Annotated in this window: 19 protein-coding genes; 4 read left to right on the forward strand and 15 right to left on the reverse strand. The window is 32.8% G+C overall.

All coding sequences use genetic code 11. From position 1 onward, the window contains the following. Positions 1–348 precede the first annotated feature (348 nt). From AAGU07_RS10945 to AAGU07_RS11000, 12 genes are all read right to left on the reverse strand, one after another. Entirely contained in the window at positions 349–1,047 is a 699-nt protein-coding gene (locus AAGU07_RS10945) for a hypothetical protein (RefSeq protein WP_342459114.1), read from the reverse strand. A gap of 75 nt (positions 1,048–1,122) precedes the next feature. After that, positions 1,123–2,148: a hypothetical protein gene (locus AAGU07_RS10950; protein WP_342459115.1), complete on the reverse strand. Its 1,026-nt coding sequence runs from the start codon at positions 2,146–2,148 to the stop codon at positions 1,123–1,125. Between the two features lie 492 nt (positions 2,149–2,640). Then, positions 2,641–3,777, reverse strand: a complete 1,137-nt coding sequence (locus AAGU07_RS10955) for an RNA ligase (protein WP_342459116.1) — start codon at positions 3,775–3,777, stop codon at positions 2,641–2,643. Positions 3,778–3,894: 117 nt separating this feature from the next. Further along, the gene (locus AAGU07_RS10960) at positions 3,895–4,719 is read right to left on the reverse strand and encodes a CBS domain-containing protein (RefSeq protein ID WP_342459117.1); all 825 of its coding nucleotides are present in this window, start codon (positions 4,717–4,719) and stop codon (positions 3,895–3,897) included. Positions 4,720–4,764: 45 nt separating this feature from the next. Further along, the gene (locus tag AAGU07_RS10965) at positions 4,765–5,607 is read right to left on the reverse strand and encodes a CBS domain-containing protein (RefSeq protein WP_342459118.1); all 843 of its coding nucleotides are present in this window, start codon (positions 5,605–5,607) and stop codon (positions 4,765–4,767) included. Between the two features lie 48 nt (positions 5,608–5,655). Further along, a complete protein-coding gene (locus tag AAGU07_RS10970) occupies positions 5,656–6,597 on the reverse strand; it encodes a CBS domain-containing protein (RefSeq protein ID WP_342459119.1) in 942 nt (313 codons plus the stop codon). Between the two features lie 85 nt (positions 6,598–6,682). Then, positions 6,683–7,495: a CBS domain-containing protein gene (locus tag AAGU07_RS10975; protein WP_342459120.1), complete on the reverse strand. Its 813-nt coding sequence runs from the start codon at positions 7,493–7,495 to the stop codon at positions 6,683–6,685. Further along, positions 7,492–8,067, reverse strand: coding sequence for a CBS domain-containing protein (locus AAGU07_RS10980; RefSeq protein ID WP_342459121.1), 576 nt, complete (start codon positions 8,065–8,067; stop codon positions 7,492–7,494). The genes AAGU07_RS10975 and AAGU07_RS10980 overlap by 4 nt, the downstream gene beginning before the upstream one ends. Positions 8,068–8,078: 11 nt before the next feature. Next, positions 8,079–8,780, reverse strand: a complete 702-nt coding sequence (locus AAGU07_RS10985; RefSeq protein WP_342459122.1) for a 7-carboxy-7-deazaguanine synthase QueE — start codon at positions 8,778–8,780, stop codon at positions 8,079–8,081. Between the two features lie 26 nt (positions 8,781–8,806). Further along, positions 8,807–9,289, reverse strand: coding sequence for a 6-carboxytetrahydropterin synthase (locus AAGU07_RS10990; RefSeq protein WP_048082054.1), 483 nt, complete (start codon positions 9,287–9,289; stop codon positions 8,807–8,809). 112 nt (positions 9,290–9,401) lie between these two features. Continuing rightward, complete coding sequence (locus AAGU07_RS10995) at positions 9,402–9,974, reverse strand: DUF366 family protein (RefSeq protein ID WP_342459123.1); 573 nt, start codon at positions 9,972–9,974, stop codon at positions 9,402–9,404. 37 nt (positions 9,975–10,011) lie between these two features. Continuing rightward, a complete protein-coding gene (locus AAGU07_RS11000) occupies positions 10,012–10,392 on the reverse strand; it encodes a PPC domain-containing DNA-binding protein (protein ID WP_342459124.1) in 381 nt (126 codons plus the stop codon). A gap of 79 nt (positions 10,393–10,471) precedes the next feature. Here AAGU07_RS11000 and AAGU07_RS11005 point away from each other — a divergent pair, with 79 nt between their 5' ends. The 4 genes from AAGU07_RS11005 (at position 10,472) to cas4 (ending at position 14,520) form a co-directional block, all read left to right on the forward strand. Then, on the forward strand, positions 10,472–11,482 hold the full coding sequence (locus tag AAGU07_RS11005; RefSeq protein ID WP_342459125.1) for a DNA polymerase subunit beta: 1,011 nt from the start codon (positions 10,472–10,474) through the stop codon (positions 11,480–11,482). Positions 11,483–11,608: 126 nt separating this feature from the next. Then, the gene (locus AAGU07_RS11010) at positions 11,609–12,898 is read left to right on the forward strand and encodes a homoserine dehydrogenase (protein WP_342459126.1); all 1,290 of its coding nucleotides are present in this window, start codon (positions 11,609–11,611) and stop codon (positions 12,896–12,898) included. Positions 12,899–13,033: 135 nt separating this feature from the next. Then, positions 13,034–13,303: a hypothetical protein gene (locus AAGU07_RS11015; protein WP_069584946.1), complete on the forward strand. Its 270-nt coding sequence runs from the start codon at positions 13,034–13,036 to the stop codon at positions 13,301–13,303. 407 nt (positions 13,304–13,710) lie between these two features. Then, a complete protein-coding gene (gene cas4 / locus AAGU07_RS11020; RefSeq protein WP_342459127.1) occupies positions 13,711–14,520 on the forward strand; it encodes a CRISPR-associated protein Cas4 in 810 nt (269 codons plus the stop codon). A gap of 30 nt (positions 14,521–14,550) precedes the next feature. Here cas4 and AAGU07_RS11025 read toward each other — a convergent pair whose 3' ends face one another. From AAGU07_RS11025 to AAGU07_RS11035, 3 genes are read right to left on the reverse strand one after another with little or no spacing between them, the layout of a single operon-like run. Then, complete coding sequence (locus AAGU07_RS11025; protein WP_342459128.1) at positions 14,551–14,871, reverse strand: cupin domain-containing protein; 321 nt, start codon at positions 14,869–14,871, stop codon at positions 14,551–14,553. 17 nt (positions 14,872–14,888) lie between these two features. Further along, complete coding sequence (locus AAGU07_RS11030) at positions 14,889–15,104, reverse strand: ferredoxin (RefSeq protein WP_342459129.1); 216 nt, start codon at positions 15,102–15,104, stop codon at positions 14,889–14,891. Between the two features lie 28 nt (positions 15,105–15,132). After that, a complete protein-coding gene (locus AAGU07_RS11035; RefSeq protein ID WP_342459130.1) occupies positions 15,133–15,321 on the reverse strand; it encodes a hypothetical protein in 189 nt (62 codons plus the stop codon). Positions 15,322–15,373: the final 52 nt, after the last annotated feature.

A 15,373-nucleotide genomic window follows, 5' to 3' on the forward strand; every position in this document is an offset into this window, starting at 1 on the left:
AAAGTTTGTATATTAATTTACATAATTTTTACTTTTTTTAAGTAAAAATTGGAAATTATTTTTTTATTAATTTACATAATTTTTACTTTTTTTAAGTAAAAATTGGAAATTATTTTTTTATTAATTTACATAATTTTTACTTTTTTTAAGTAAAAATTGGAAATTATTTTTTTATAAGTTACAGTATCTATGTGATACTTTGATTTGTATGGTCATTATATTTAAATAAAAATAGTCCATTTTTTTTACTTTTTATAAGGTTTAAAAATAGGTATGTAAACTATGGATATAAATGATATATTGATAAATTTGTATTTTGTTTGATATACTCAAGGCAATAGATGTTTGTCATGCATTTAAATTATTGATACATGAATCAAGTAGTTTACTTGTCATTTCAGTGGCATTTTCGGTGGTGTTTTGTTCTGGAATCTCATAGACAAATGTGGGGTAACCTTCATTTGCAATAGGATCTGAAACTCTTGTTACGGAGGTGGCTTTATGCATGCTGTTTTTGGAAGATTGATAATATTTAAAGGAAGGCAGTGTTTTTTTAACATTTTTGGCAAGTTCTGCTGATTTATTGTCCATAGAAGGTGTTGCAATATAAAAACCATCTCCATAACCCTGCTGGTGGGCATGGAATATAATTACAAGGTTATAATCTGATTTTTTGATATCATGGACTATATACTGTGCTGCAAGCTCTTCTCCGTTATTTCGTCCCACAGTAAAGTTTTCCGGTTGGTCTAAAACATGTATGCTGTAGTCGGTTATTTCGATGTCATGTGTTGATGCATAATTTTTGATTAAAGATTCTATTGGGGATATTGCTATTTTTTCGCGGGGATGTATGCCTGTAATTACGGCTATTTTAGGTTGCTTTGGGTTATTTGAGGCATAAACCTCTTTTGTAACATAACCTCTATTATCTGAACCAATAACTGCACTGTTGGAGTTACTGACATTAGTTAATATATATAGGGCTCCTGCTATTGCGATAATGCTAAAACAGATTATAAATACTAAAAGCTTGTATTTGTCCATCCACGCTGCCTCCAAACTTATAGGTTGAGTATTAGGCTTAAGCTTAAAACTTAAAAAAATTATAAAATAAATGAATTAAATGTTTAATTGAGCTAAAGAATCATTTACATTAACGTTGTTAAGTGAAGAAGCTATTTTTTGATTACTGAATACTGAAGTAACATGGGGTTTAATGTTTAAATCTTCTTCTCCGAGGAATCTTTTGCCAGGAATCACTGGTAAGTCATTACCATTTATTTTAGTTCCTATGTACTGAATATCATCTGGATCTCCTTTATATCCTCCTAAAAATGCTCCTCCATCGAAAGAAGCCCAAATATTGATTTTTGCAGAATTGTAATCGTAAGTAATGACGTCTCGACGAGATTGTCCATAGATATCATTACCTATTATTTTTATTGCTGCCTTGTCGGGATCACTGCTGAACCGGTTGAATTTACCTTTACCATAATATCTGGGATTATTGGGCACTTTGACGTAATCTCCATTTTTCATTTTAAATAGCTTGGTTATGCTTTTATGAACCCTGTAATCACGTGCAGTTATTCCTACATTGTCATCAGGTGATTTTATTAGGAAATGTCCCCATCCATTTCGTTCTATGATACTATTTGCCATGTTCATATCTCCCTTTTCAATATGGCCCTTCGAAATTATATCACTTGCAAGTTGTTCTAGACGTTTAGTTGTATCAGGGTCATCTTTTCCTCCAATGCCAATTATCCATCCATTTTGTGTAATTATAGTATGGGTGAAATATCCTCCTTGGGTTTTATACTCTTTAATTGCAGTTTGACCGTTGAAATTTATTTTATCAATCAGTATATTTGCAAAATTAACTGAATCTCTTCTGTAGGACAGTACATCATGGCCGGGCCCTACATGAACTAAAACAGAACAACATCCTGTATCATTGAAGGTATCATTTGAACCAAGTTCTGCATCTTCATTTGTGGAATTTAATTTAGAAACTTTATTTAAATCAACTATATTTTGTAAGTTAGATTCGTCTATTTGGGCTGATAAATCAGATGATATTATTGAAAATAATAATAAGAGGGATAGTATTCCTATAATAAAGTTTATAATCTTACCTTTCATATTATACGACCTAATTTGGGTAAATTTGACCAAAAATTTGATATATTCGGACTTAATGAGTGGGATGTTTCTCGAAAATATCAGTGATTTATTATTTTAATTAACTTTATTATTACTAATTTAAATAATAATGGGTTTTTTATAAGTCAAAATTGTGGAGTGGAGTTAAAATACTAAAAAAATAGAGTTTAAATCTAATTTTGCTATTATATAAAAAATAATGTCTTTTTTAATTTGATATTAATATAATGAAAATATTAAACTTTTATACGCATAAGTCGTTAAAAACCAATTTTTATCATCACTTATCAAAAATAAGATTAATTAGTCAGTGATGAAAACTGTAACTTGTGCATTAATTTTAAAATTAACAGTTAATAGTACTATTAATTAAATAATATTATTAATTACATGTTTAATTTATAAATTAAAATAGAATTTATGAATTAAACTTAATTTTTTAAAATTTTTAGGCTTTAAAACTGAAAAATTTTAGTAAAGTCCTCCATTTATATAATTGGTAATTTTATCTGTTGTAGATTGATGTATTTTCCTTATTACAGCTTTATTACCTTCAAATTTAAGTAGAACTGCAAACACTCCAAGATCATGTAGATAATGCAGGAAATCTTCTGCTTCTTCCTCGTTATCAACATCAATTATTAGATCTTCGCCAGCGGTATCTCCAGAGGCCACGTTTTTAATTGTATCTACCATAGGGTATAAAATTGCTTCTCCAAGCCTATGTGCTCTTTTTTCAAGTTCTTCTTTGTTCTCTTTCATTTCAAATGCCTGAAAACCTTCTCTTATTACTCTACTGAAGAAAAAATCTCTTCCAAAGTCAAAGGGATATGTAAATGCATAGCGGAGTTCATCGGCATGTGCCTCTGAAGAAGTATATTTTAATGGAGTAATTTCCATGGATGGGTCTTTAATTACAATTCCTTCTCTGCCAGCACTTCCTATTTCTTTAATCACTTTTTTTATGATGGAAGGTGCCTCATTAACTTCATATATTCCAATAAGTCGTACAACGGGTAAATTGTATTTTTCAAGTAATTCGGCTTTTTCTTTAATGGGTATTGGTTCATTTGAGGCTTTTTTACGTATATCAAATACCCTAAACCCTATATCGCCGATTTCTTCATAATAATGTGCCACGTATGGATTTTCAGTACCTAGCATTTCTCCACATAAAACTAGATCGGGGTTATCGTTAAAGAAATCTTTCAAGTTCATAATTTCTAACGCTTTTTTTGTAGTATATGGGCATACATATCCTCGCCTTGTTATGGCAATTATTTCGTCGCCTATTGATGCTATACGTACGTTATATCCATTCATTTTTTCTTCAAGAGCGATATTATCCTTAAAATGATTTTTTATAGTCGGTGAAAGCATCAATGTTCTTCTTATTTTGGGAAAGCCTCTTATTACTTCGATCTTATTCCTAAAATAAATTACAGTTCCTGTTTCCATCACGCCAACGTCTTTTTTAAACTGCATGGTGGGAAATCCATGGAATTCAAAAAATTTAATAATGCCCGTTTTAATTGCATGATCTAGTTTCTCTGCTTTCACGTGTAGGAGCTCTTGAAGCTTTTTATCTAAAAAATTTTCTATAACCACTTTAGATTCCAGATCACATGTAGAACAATGAAAAAAAAAGTTGGTGAGGGAGTTATTCCTCCTCCAATCTATGTTCATATTTTTATTGCAGTTGGGGCATTTGACTTCAGGTAAAATTCAGTAAACCTCCTCTAATTCCGCAATAAAGTTCATAATGTCTGTTTTAGTGATCATGCCTGTAATTTCCCCGTTGTCGTTTGTAACTGGTACTCCACTGAAGTCTTCATCTATCATAAAGGTTGAAGCATCGGCTATCGTTTTTTCTTCATTGATGGTTCTTACATTTTGAGTCATTATATCTTCTACGATGAGATTCCTTATCCTTGCAGCTTGATACCTGTCAGGGACAATTTTTCTAAAGGATATCATTGAATCTGCTATGTCTTTAGCAGTTAGAATTCCTTCAATTTCATCGCCGTTCATTACGGGTAGTCTTCCAATATCTTCATCAATTAATATTCTTCTTGCATGAACCAGCCTATCTCCGGGACTTACAGTCATCACGTCTGTCTGCATTCTGTCTTTTATGTAAGTCTTATTATACGGTATTCCCTGGCATGTTTTAATGAAGTCAGTTTTTGTAATGATGCCTATGATTTCTACGTCGTCTATAATGGGTATCCCGCCAATTTTGTTTTCAATCATTATTTTGGCAGCTTTTCCCAGATTTTCAGCCGCATTTAAAGTTATAGGATCTGGAGTCATAACTGTGGATACATGGAAATGTGAAGGGGGCATATTACCATATCTGGATGAACCAAGCCGTAATGCAATATCTTTTTCAGTTATAATTCCTACTAATTCTCTTTTATGGTCGTTGTTGGTGTTTATGACAGGCAGCCGTGAAATTTTATGTTTTTTCATGAGTTTTAGTGCATCATTAAGGTTCTGGTCTTTATCTACTACAACAACTTTAGAACTCATTATATCTTTTATGTGCATACTATTCACTCCGCTTTACAAATATATAACTAAATTTAAGCTTTTTTACTGAATTCCTTTAATTATATCTGTTTTTGTGATTATTCCAACAAGAGAATCGTCCTCAACAACAGGAAGATGGCTTATATAGTTGTTACACATCAATTGGGCAGCTTCTGCTGCATCTATATCTTTGCTGATTTTAACAACATCTTCGGTCATTATATCTTCTGCAGTTAACATGGATATGTCTCTAGCTTTTCTTTTTTCTTCCCCTTCTACTCCCTGTCTTACAAAGTAGACCCTTTCAACACTCACACCTGTATCAGGATCATTTACCTCAGCAAAGGAGATATTAGCTGGAGTTATAATGCCTGCAATTTCATTATCAAACATCACAACAAGTCCATCTATGTTATTTTCATTCATAACGCTTATGACGTGAGTTATAGTATGGTTTTGATTTACAGTTACCACATTTTCGGTCATAAGATCTGAAACTTTCCACCTGCTATTGAATTTGGATGCATAAAATTTCATGAGGTCAGTTTTTGTAATAATTCCTGCTAAACCTTCATCATCTACAACTGGAACTGAACTTATTTTATCCCTCAGCATGGTTTCAACGGCTTCTTTCAGGTCGCTGTCGGCATCTATTGTTATAAGGCCATTGCTCATAACTCTTCTGATGGATATTGTATCTATGGACCTTCTTTTCCATGTGGGGCCATTTCCTCTTAATTTACGTGTTAAATCTTTTTCTGTAACAATTCCGATTGGATTATCATCTCGGTCTGTAACTATGACTCTGCTAACTCCGTGTTTTAGCATAATTTTCCTTGCGTGGGCTACCTGTTCAGTTTCCTGAATTAAAAATACTTCGTCATTCATTACATCTTTTACTAACATTTTACCACCATGAAGCTATTAATCCTGTATTTATAATGCGGTGAAATTTTATCCGCTTATTGCCCTTAAAATATCGCTTTCTGTTATTATACCAATTAAATCGCTGTTTCTAACTACGGGGAGCCCTCCAATACCTTTAATCTCCATTATACTACATATTTCACCTAACCGTGTTTGAGAATTGGTAGTGACCACGTCGTTAATCATGATGTCTGAAAGTGTGGTATTCAGGATTTCTTCAGCATCATTTGTGACTAATTTTTCAAATGCAGTATTATTACCTAAGAATTTTAAGATGTCTGTTGAAGTAACAATTCCAACGAGCTTATCATTTTCAGGGTGAGGTGTTTTTCGTTCTTCTCCAATTACAGGGATTCTTCTAAGTTTATTTCTAACCATAATTTTAGATGCCCCTTCAATTCGGGTTCCAGGAGTGGTTGTTATAAGTGATGTTGTCATGAAATCTTCCACAATTTCATCAGTTAAGACTCCGGATAAGAGAAATACAAAATCTCTTTCTGAGATTATTCCCACGATTTTTTCATCTGAATCTACTATTGGGAATGCACCGACTTTTTTTTCCAGCATTTTGGAAACTGCATTGCCAATGGAACTTTTATGACTTAAAACTTCTACCTTAGTTGTCATAATTTCCCTTACAGGATCATTTATGGCGGATAAAAAATTACCGTCGTGTTTTTTTTCTAAAATTTGATACTTGTCTCCACCACCTAAAAAGTCAAGTATATCCATGGCTGTCACGATTCCACGGATTTTCCCGGTCCCGGGGTCTGTAATTGGGAGCCTTCTAAATTTGTTTTTTACCATTATCTCTGCGGATTCTTTGATTGTAGCACTTTGGGGCACTGTTACTACTTCTCTTTTGGCGATGCTCATAATATCGCCTTCGTGTTCTGTTATGTGGGTTTCAAACTCCAATGGAGCTCTTTCTCTAGATTTTACTATATTTATTAGTTCTTTTCTTCTCATGAGTACACCTCATATGAAACTAAACCTGAAGTAATCTCTAAAAATAAATTTGAATTATTTAAGTCATGTAAATAGTATTTTAAAATCAATTTATATACGACCCCAAGATATCTTCCCTTGTTATTATTCCAACAAGTTCTGCTTCTCTTACTCTTTCGGGTTCTTTTTTAATATGTACGGGATGATCAACTACAGGCAATCTTCCAATATTATATTTGACCATTAATTTTGCAGCTTCTTTAATGTCCTTATCTTCAGTGATGGCTATTGGGGGGGTTTTCATAACACTTTCTACTTTTGTGGGCTTTTTAACTCCACCTTCTTTGGAAAGTCTTACATGGCCTGAATTTATAATGTCTTTCCTGGTTATCATGCCTATTATTTTCTTCTTTTTAATTACAGGGAGTCCAGAAAATCCAGTATCGTCCATTTTATCCCATACTTTTGATAAAGGATCATCATAGTTGCATGTAACAACATTTCGTGTTGTCGCTTCGCCTACATTCTGCTTTTTAGGCTTTACTTCTCTATCTAATAAATTTTCAAGAATATCAGCTACACTTATCATTCCCACAACAGTCATATCATCTTCTGATTTAACAACAGGTGCTTGGATAATATCTGCATTTATTATTTGTTTTCCAATTTCGTTAATATCTACTTCTGGTGTTGTAATGACCTTGGGGTGTTCCATAATCCCGCGGGCTTCAATATTTGATTTTGTTGTAGAGATGCGCATCATGTCTCCACGAGTTATTGTTCCTTCTAAATGCTTTCCAGAAACCACAGGAACACATCTAAAGCTTTCATCTCTTAATATGGATCTAACCTTAGTAACACTCGTATTTACAGAAACTGTGACAGGATTAGGTGTCATAACATCTCCAACATTGTTCAAATTAAATCACCTTCTAAATCTTCTTTACAGTCTTCACAGACAAATTTTCCATCAATTTCGTCTAAATCATCCATAAAGTTTCCACATGCCTCACAAACTCCAGGTACTGGTGGATTTATATTTTCGTGATCCATCTGATTTTTTTGGTTTTCCATTCTTGCATTTTCAACAAGAATTTCAGTCAGTTCCGGAGAAACTGCCATTATGTCTTTTGCAGTTAATATACCTTTAAGAACTCCTTCTTTTACCACAGCTAACCTTCTTATGTTCATTTTTGACATAAATCGAGCAGCTTCATTTAATTCTCTTCCAGGATCGATTTTTATAAGGTTTTTAGTCATTATTGCATCGATGGATATCTCGCTGGCTTTGATATCATGGGCAACAACTTTGTTGATGATATCTGTTTCTGTAACTATTCCTTCTGGTTCGTTGTTGTTTTTTACTATTAAACAACCCACTTCATTTTGGCTCATTAAATAGGCAGCATCTGCAGCGCTGTTTTCGGGGCTTACGGTGACTACATTTGATGTCATTGCATCATTTACTGTAACTTTTGTTTCCATTTCCATTTTTAAACACCTTAACGTACTTTCAGAAGTTTATGAACTTGAGGTATTGTTAATACATCTAAATAGTTTCCTACCACTTCGGAGAATTCAAATAATTTTTCATTGTTATCTATCCAGTAATTGAGTGGATATGCAGGTTGAATAACCATTGATAACTTGGAAGCATCTGAAATTTCATCAAGTATCTTTGAAGCTATCAGTTCTATTGTATCAACTTTTGTAGAGGGCAGTATAACTATCTTACAATATATATTTGTTTTATTATCTATTAATAGATTTAGTGATTTTAATTCATCTTTAAATAGGTTATCCCAATTAGAAGTTGAACGATGCTCCGGTAATTTAATGTCTAAAGAAGCATATTTAATTAACTCTGCTATTTTCTCCATTTCGTTGGGTAATGAACCATTGGTTTCAAGCAGGCAGTCAAAATCATATTTTTCTAAAAATGATCTTATAAAATCTGCATGTAGTAATGGCTCTCCGCCTGTTAAAGAAATAGAATGAAAATCAGGAGTCATTAAATTATTTACAGAATTAAAAAGTTGTTCTTCTGAAAAAGAGGATCCACTTGTAGGATCTAAGCCTTGTGGGGTATCACAGTAATTGCAGTGAAGATTACATCCAGAAAATCTTACAAAAATTTGCCTTCTTCCAATTAGTTTGCCTTCACCCTGAATGCTTGAGAAAATCTCATTTATATGGGCTTTCATTTATGGTCACCACATTAGTTATGTAGTTATTCACATGTCTGGAAGTAGGCACCTTGTCCAATGCCTTCGTTTACACAAATTTGAACACTTGAGACACTATTATTTGATGCCTTTAAGTATTTAAATGTTTCTTCGGCAAAGTATTCCGCCAGATCTTCTGCAGAGGTTGATTTGAGTTCTAAAAGGCAACAATCTTCCAGAGGAAGTTTGTATTCTTTCTCACCTATTTTAAATTCTACAGATTTATCATCTTTATGTGTAAATTCAATGACATCGCTGTTGCATGGAATTAGAACTTTATGATCGAATTTTGAACAAATTTCTCTCACGATTTTTTTTGCCTGTTTAAAATCAACCACAAATCCGAATTCTCCACTTCTTTCTCCTTCTACAGTTAGATCAACGATGTAAGAATGTCCGTGTATTCCTCCGCATGATTCATGTAAAGGGATCATATGGGCTGATGAGAATCTTAAGTTAGCGTGTATTCCATTAATCTCTATTTTCATTATCTATCCTCGTAATACTTTAAATTAAATAATATTAATTTATAATTAGTTATTTCCGTAAATATTGGATTACAAATTTAATTTTATTATTTGAGAGCATTAAATGTATTGGTTAAAATACTCTGGTTTTTGTGATATCTTCTTCAATAGATTCAATTTCATTAATATAACTTTCGCATATTTTATCAATTATGCCATCTATTTTTTTATCGTCCATGTCTTCCAGGCATTCACAAAGCCCTATTGTCTCCACGTCATTAGGAGTACCTTTATTTATAACATTCATCCCGAAATGTATTTTCATGCTGCTGTTGGAGCATGTTGCTATGGAAATACTGAGCTTTTTACCTTCAAAATAGATGTCATCACCGTCACGGGTCGTGATAATACCAAGATCACTTAAAACATCTTTAGCTATCATTACAAGTATTCTCTGCCTGTGGTAACATGTCTTCAGGTCTGCTGGCTGGCGGTCAAAATGTTCTACTATAAAGTGCATCATTTTATCTGCTTTTATTTCAAGGCCCACATCTTCATAGTCTATGAGTTCTTCTGGTTCTATATTTAGGGGACCTATCCATGCTACAATACTTGATCCTTTAATTTTATGTTCTTTAAATGCCCAAAATGGTTGTATTGGGCTCCCATCATAAATTATGCCTTCTTCTAACTTTTTGTATTTCATGATTTCACTTTATCTTTTATTATAATCATCATTATGTCTAATCATCAATAATTAACTCTTTATAACCTGTTTTTGGGTCAAATACTCTTATAAGAGTTTTATCTGATTTCAAGATACCAATTTCTGCAGTGGTATTGATTATGCAGCCGTCACTTAAATGGCCTCCAAATACATGTCCTTCTGCATCTGAAATTGACATATGAATATGAACCCCATCTGCTGAAATGGTACCTTCAGCTGATACAATCTCAAAGGGCCCCATAAATGTCTTATAATTGCCATCTGCCATTCTCAATGTGGCGGAATTCAGACTGCCGACTATACAAATTATAATGCCTGATTTAACTCTATTCTGCTTGGATATATTAATAATGCCTTTTTTAAGGTCTTCATGGGGTTTTAGTCTTGAGATTATCATCTAACTCATTTTTTATATATTTTGGTTACCATCTGAAAGATTGTTATTTATTTATAGGTTGATACAATTAAATAAACTTATGAGAGCCAGAGCAAGAGATTTCATATACACTAAAGACAATTTATTCTTTGCCACAACTTCTTATCTGCATCCAGAAGATAGAATTCTGTCATTTTTAAGATATATCCCTGATCCTAATGGTAACAGGTCTAAAAATGGCCAGAGATATTCTAAAGTAGATTCTAAACAGGCTTATGATTTTTTAGGTAGTAAATATCCAGAATATCTTTTTGGGCCTGACGACAGTCTTAAAATGATGGGGGTCCCTTTATATAAGGTTGAAAAAATATTAAAACCAGAAGAACGCCTGAATGAAATATTAAATAACTCATATAATGATGAACTGCTTAAAAAGGTTGTTAAATTGGCAGGTGTCTTCCATGATCAGGCAGGTATTCCTTATTCAAAAATGGGAGTTTCTGGCTCGATTTTGCCGGGTTTATATGATCCAGCTGTATCTGATATAGATTTTGTATTTTACGGCCTTAAAAACCACAGGAAGGCAATGGATACCTTTGGAGAAATCAAAGATAAGAGCGATTTAAGGAGTATAGGTGATGAATACTGGGCGCACTTATACGAAAAGAGAATAAAAGATGACACATTAAGCTATGAAGAATTCCAGTGGTATGAGAAACGTAAAAATAACAGGGGAGTAATTGACGGTACACTGTTTGATATTCTTTCCACCCGTGATTGGGATGAAATAACTGGAAAATATGGGGAAGAAAAATATGAATCTCTGGGCACTGTAAAGATCGAATGTAAGGTATCTAATGCCATGGCAGCATTTGATAACCCTGCTATCTACAAAATTGAAGATGTTAATATTTTAGAAGGCCAGGATGTTGATATAACTGAAATTGTCTCATTTACTCACACTTATTCTGGACAGGCAAAAGAGGGCGAAGAAATAATTGCAAAGGGTAGATTAGAAAAAATTACTGATAAAAATGTGAGATATAGGCTCGTAGTTGGTACAACTAGAGAAGCTTTAGATGAGTATATCAAACTGAAGGATAGAGCTTAGTTATTTAAAACTTTCAAATTTGATTTTGCTTTGGAGAAAAGATTTAAAACTGTCAAATTATAACAATTGATATCTTTTACAATTATTTTAAAAAATTAAAATTTTATCTTGATAGGGAGGCATTTAATGAAGGATATTTATAATGTTGGGCTCATTGGGTTTGGAACAATCGGAGCAGGGGTTGTAGAAACTTTTAACCGAAATTTGAACCTTATGGAGCAAAAAGTAGGTGCAAAAATAAAGCTTAAGAGAATCGTGGATCTGGATATTAAAACTGATAGGGGCGTAGCAGTAGATAAAAATGTTCTATCAACTAATATAAATGATATTTTGGAAGATCCAGAGATAGACATAGTAATAGAACTTATCGGGGGCTATGAACCTGCAAAGACATTCATTTTAAAAGCTATGAACCATGGAAAACACGTGGTCACAGCAAACAAAGCTTTACTTGCAAAACACTGGGAAGAAATCTTAAAAACTGCAAATGACAACAATGTCCGGATCTGCTTTGAGGCCAGCGTCGGCGGAGGTATCCCTCTACTTGAACCATTAAATGAAAGGCTTGCAGCAAACCACATTAAATCTATTTATGGTATAATAAATGGAACTGCAAACTACATTTTAACTAAAATGACTGAAGAAGGCCTTGATTTTGATGAAGTGTTAAAAGAAGCTCAAGATAAGGGTTATGCAGAACAAGATCCCACTTTTGATATTGAAGGGCATGACACTGCTCAAAAATTGATTATACTTACCATTTTAGGCTTTGGAACATATGTTAAGCAGGATAAATTCCATGTTGAAGGTATAAGCAAAATCAAACAGGAAGATATTGAATTCATCAAAAATGAACTGGGATACTCTATAAAACTCCTTGCAATTGCAAGAATTGAAGAGGGAAAGCTTGAAGTAAGAGTACACCCGACTCTAATTTCTTCAGATCACCTCCTTGCATCTGTAAACGGTGTTTTTAATGGAGTATATCTGGTTGGGGATATAGTTGGGCCAGTTATGATGTATGGACCTGGTGCTGGAATGATGCCAACAGCAAGTGCTGTAGTTGGGGACTGTCTTGATATCATGGAGAATATGGAGAGGCCTAATATATACGGTCCAAAAGACACAGAAGTCCGGGAAATAAAAAATATTGAAGATATCTGTTCTAAATATTACCTGCGTCTTACTGTACTTGACAAACCAGGAGTTTTACATGCTGTATCTGGTATATTAACTAAGTATGATATTAGTCTAGAATCCGTAAATCAGAGAAGGAAAAATGAGGGTAGGGAAGTTCCAATTTTTATGGTGACTCATGATGCACTTGAGAAAAATATTAGAAGCGCCATTAAAGAAATTGATGAGCTTGATTTAGTCAAGGAAGATACTCTCTTTATCAGGGTTTTGGAAGGCTAAATATCTTCCTTTTTTTTAAAATTTAATTCATTGAACTAACAAAATTTTTTAATATTATTTTCATTATTCTTAAGTAACTGCGTTAAATCATAAATGATAAAAATATAAGAACAGGGAATATCATAAGATATTACCATGTTAGAATTTGTTGGATCGTTTGGAGAAGACGGATTTGAACTCAATTTTGCAGACCTGGTTTCACCTAAAGAGTGGAAGGATGAAATAGAAGCTAAATTGGCAACCTATAAAGAAGAAGCACATGTTGTAGATAAGGGAAGATTAAATTTATTCATTGTTTTAAAATTAAACCCTTTAGATGGCGAAGAAGAGGATATTAGGTATATATCGAGACATATCAATGAATTTACTGAATTTTATCATGAAGCTATACGTGAAATTAAATAGATGTTCGTTTTAAGCTTGTTTATATTCTATTCATTCTTTCTAAATAGTTAGGATGAGATATGTTTTGATTTTTAATTTGTTTAAAGTTTTTTGCTCATGTTTATTATCGTGTGCATGGTTCATATTTCATTAACGTGTTTACTGGTTAATTTAAATTGAACTTATTTTAAAAAAATTCTATTTATTTAATCAAAAATTACAGGGTAATTCAATAGTATTTACACAATACTCCAGACATGAGGAAGTTTTTTAACAACATTTTAAGCGCTGTTTAATTTGAAATAGAGTTATATTTTGTTTATAAAAATTTTTGTATATCTTATACTATTTATACGAGTTTTATAAAAATTAATATGAAATTAATAATAAGATTACACTTTAAAAAGTGAATATTATGGTGTTTTTTAATGATTAGCGTTTCTTCAATATCTGAATTTGTATACTGCCCTGTAAAAGCATTTTTAAACCAGACCCAAAAGGACAATATTCAAACGCGTGAAATGATACATGGAAAACTGGTACATGAGATTAGAAGGGGTTATGAAGAGATTACAAAGCAGAACATGTGGAGCATAAAAGAGAACATTGAATTAGAATATATCTTTAGCACTATATTTGAAGAAGTCCCTCCTTTTATCGAAAAGGTCTCAAAGAAGTACTCTGATAAATATGAAATGGATTATTCAGCTTTAAAAGATATATGCAATGATTTAGAGGATGATCTAAAATTAGAATCTCAATTTTTATCTTTAAAGGTTAAGAAAATTTTGAACACCACCTCTAAAAGGGGTAATGAAATTGCAGAAATGTTTTTCCCGCAGTCCCTTTTAGAGTTTTCCTTAAAAAATGAAGAACTTAATTTAATGGGAAAAATTGACAAAATAGAAGTAATTAATGGTGTTTATTATCCTGTAGAAGTTAAAACGGGAATGCCTCCATCTAAAGGTGTCTGGTTAGCAGATGCGCTTCAAGTTGCAGCTTACGCTGTTCTTATGGATTATGAACTTAATAAGGAAGTACTGGTCGGTTTTGTTGATTATATTAAAGTATGTGAACGGCGGCCGGTTGTGGTTAATTCAGTTTTGCATAATAAGCTTTTGGGAGTGCTGGATGATATGCTCACTATGTTTGAAAAACAGGAAATTCCAGAGTTTAAATTAAACAAGAAAAAATGTGAAAAATGTGAATATGCGGATATTTGTGAGTATTATGGTTGATTTTAAAAATTAAGATAAGTTAATTTAAATTCAGGATCGTATCATCGTCAGGATCATTTTATATTTTTCAAGTGCGGTCAATGCATGGGGCTCATTTGCAGGCATTATAATCATTTCACCTGCTTCTAAAACGTTTTTATTGCCTGAAATAGTGATTTCGGCTTTACCGTCTATAAGTTGAACCATGGCGTCAAATGGAGCTGTATGTTCGCTTAGCCCTTCACCTTTATCAAAAGCAAATATGGTCACTGTACCTGTGTCTTTTCTTATTATTTCCCGGCTTACAACAGAACCGTCCTGATATTCAATTAAATCCGCGGTTTTTAATACTTTTCCTTTAATATCTTCCATTTTTTACCCTCCTGAACTTAATCATAAACATGTATGATACTTACTGGGCAGAGCTCTTCTGCTTGTGTGCAGCAAGCTGGGTCTTCAACTTCTATTTCTTCAGTTTCTTCTGTATTTTCTAGTGCTTTTAAATGGGAAAGCCCATCTCCAGCAAATTCAAAGAAGTCAGGACATATATCAATACAGTTTCCACAGGATATACACATCATCCTTTCCAGTTCTACCTTTGCCATTTTTTCACCTAAAATTTAATTAAAAATTTTATTTTGCACATTTAAAGCAAAATTCTGTATCTCTATTAGTTTTAAAGGTTTTACCACATTTTTTACATGTAACAGATCTGAGGGTGGATTCATTATTAACAATATCTAGAGAACAGGCACATTTCCAGCCCATTTTGCCTTTTAACTGGGCTTCAAACTCCTTGTCAATGTTGGGATCATCTGTCATTTAAATCACCTTATTAACTATTAAAACAGGTAATAAAAATATTTTTCGTATT

The organism is Methanobacterium sp. (assembly GCF_038562635.1).
Classification (GTDB): domain Archaea; phylum Methanobacteriota; class Methanobacteria; order Methanobacteriales; family Methanobacteriaceae; genus Methanobacterium_D.

What these genes read in the sequence shown, in the direction of transcription:
- AAGU07_RS11025 (WP_342459128.1), bottom strand. Translation starts at nt 14,871, where the DNA reads ATGGAAGATATTAAAGGAAAAGTATTAAAAACCGCGGATTTAATTGAA.
- AAGU07_RS10980 (WP_342459121.1), bottom strand. Translation starts at nt 8,067, where the DNA reads ATGGAAATGGAAACAAAAGTTACAGTAAATGATGCAATGACATCAAAT.
- AAGU07_RS10970 (WP_342459119.1), bottom strand. Translation starts at nt 6,597, where the DNA reads ATGAGAAGAAAAGAACTAATAAATATAGTAAAATCTAGAGAAAGAGCT.
- AAGU07_RS10965 (WP_342459118.1), bottom strand. Translation starts at nt 5,607, where the DNA reads ATGTTAGTAAAAGATGTAATGAATGACGAAGTATTTTTAATTCAGGAA.
- AAGU07_RS10950 (WP_342459115.1), bottom strand. Translation starts at nt 2,148, where the DNA reads ATGAAAGGTAAGATTATAAACTTTATTATAGGAATACTATCCCTCTTA.
- AAGU07_RS10995 (WP_342459123.1), bottom strand. Translation starts at nt 9,974, where the DNA reads ATGAAATACAAAAAGTTAGAAGAAGGCATAATTTATGATGGGAGCCCA.
- AAGU07_RS10985 (WP_342459122.1), bottom strand. Translation starts at nt 8,780, where the DNA reads ATGAAAGCCCATATAAATGAGATTTTCTCAAGCATTCAGGGTGAAGGC.
- AAGU07_RS10990 (WP_048082054.1), bottom strand. Translation starts at nt 9,289, where the DNA reads ATGAAAATAGAGATTAATGGAATACACGCTAACTTAAGATTCTCATCA.
- AAGU07_RS11000 (WP_342459124.1), bottom strand. Translation starts at nt 10,392, where the DNA reads ATGATAATCTCAAGACTAAAACCCCATGAAGACCTTAAAAAAGGCATT.
- AAGU07_RS11015 (WP_069584946.1), top strand. Translation starts at nt 13,034, where the DNA reads ATGTTAGAATTTGTTGGATCGTTTGGAGAAGACGGATTTGAACTCAAT.
- AAGU07_RS11005 (WP_342459125.1), top strand. Translation starts at nt 10,472, where the DNA reads ATGAGAGCCAGAGCAAGAGATTTCATATACACTAAAGACAATTTATTC.
- cas4 (WP_342459127.1), top strand. Translation starts at nt 13,711, where the DNA reads ATGATTAGCGTTTCTTCAATATCTGAATTTGTATACTGCCCTGTAAAA.
- AAGU07_RS11035 (WP_342459130.1), bottom strand. Translation starts at nt 15,321, where the DNA reads ATGACAGATGATCCCAACATTGACAAGGAGTTTGAAGCCCAGTTAAAA.
- AAGU07_RS11010 (WP_342459126.1), top strand. Translation starts at nt 11,609, where the DNA reads ATGAAGGATATTTATAATGTTGGGCTCATTGGGTTTGGAACAATCGGA.
- AAGU07_RS11030 (WP_342459129.1), bottom strand. Translation starts at nt 15,104, where the DNA reads ATGGCAAAGGTAGAACTGGAAAGGATGATGTGTATATCCTGTGGAAAC.
- AAGU07_RS10960 (WP_342459117.1), bottom strand. Translation starts at nt 4,719, where the DNA reads ATGCACATAAAAGATATAATGAGTTCTAAAGTTGTTGTAGTAGATAAA.
- AAGU07_RS10945 (WP_342459114.1), bottom strand. Translation starts at nt 1,047, where the DNA reads ATGGACAAATACAAGCTTTTAGTATTTATAATCTGTTTTAGCATTATC.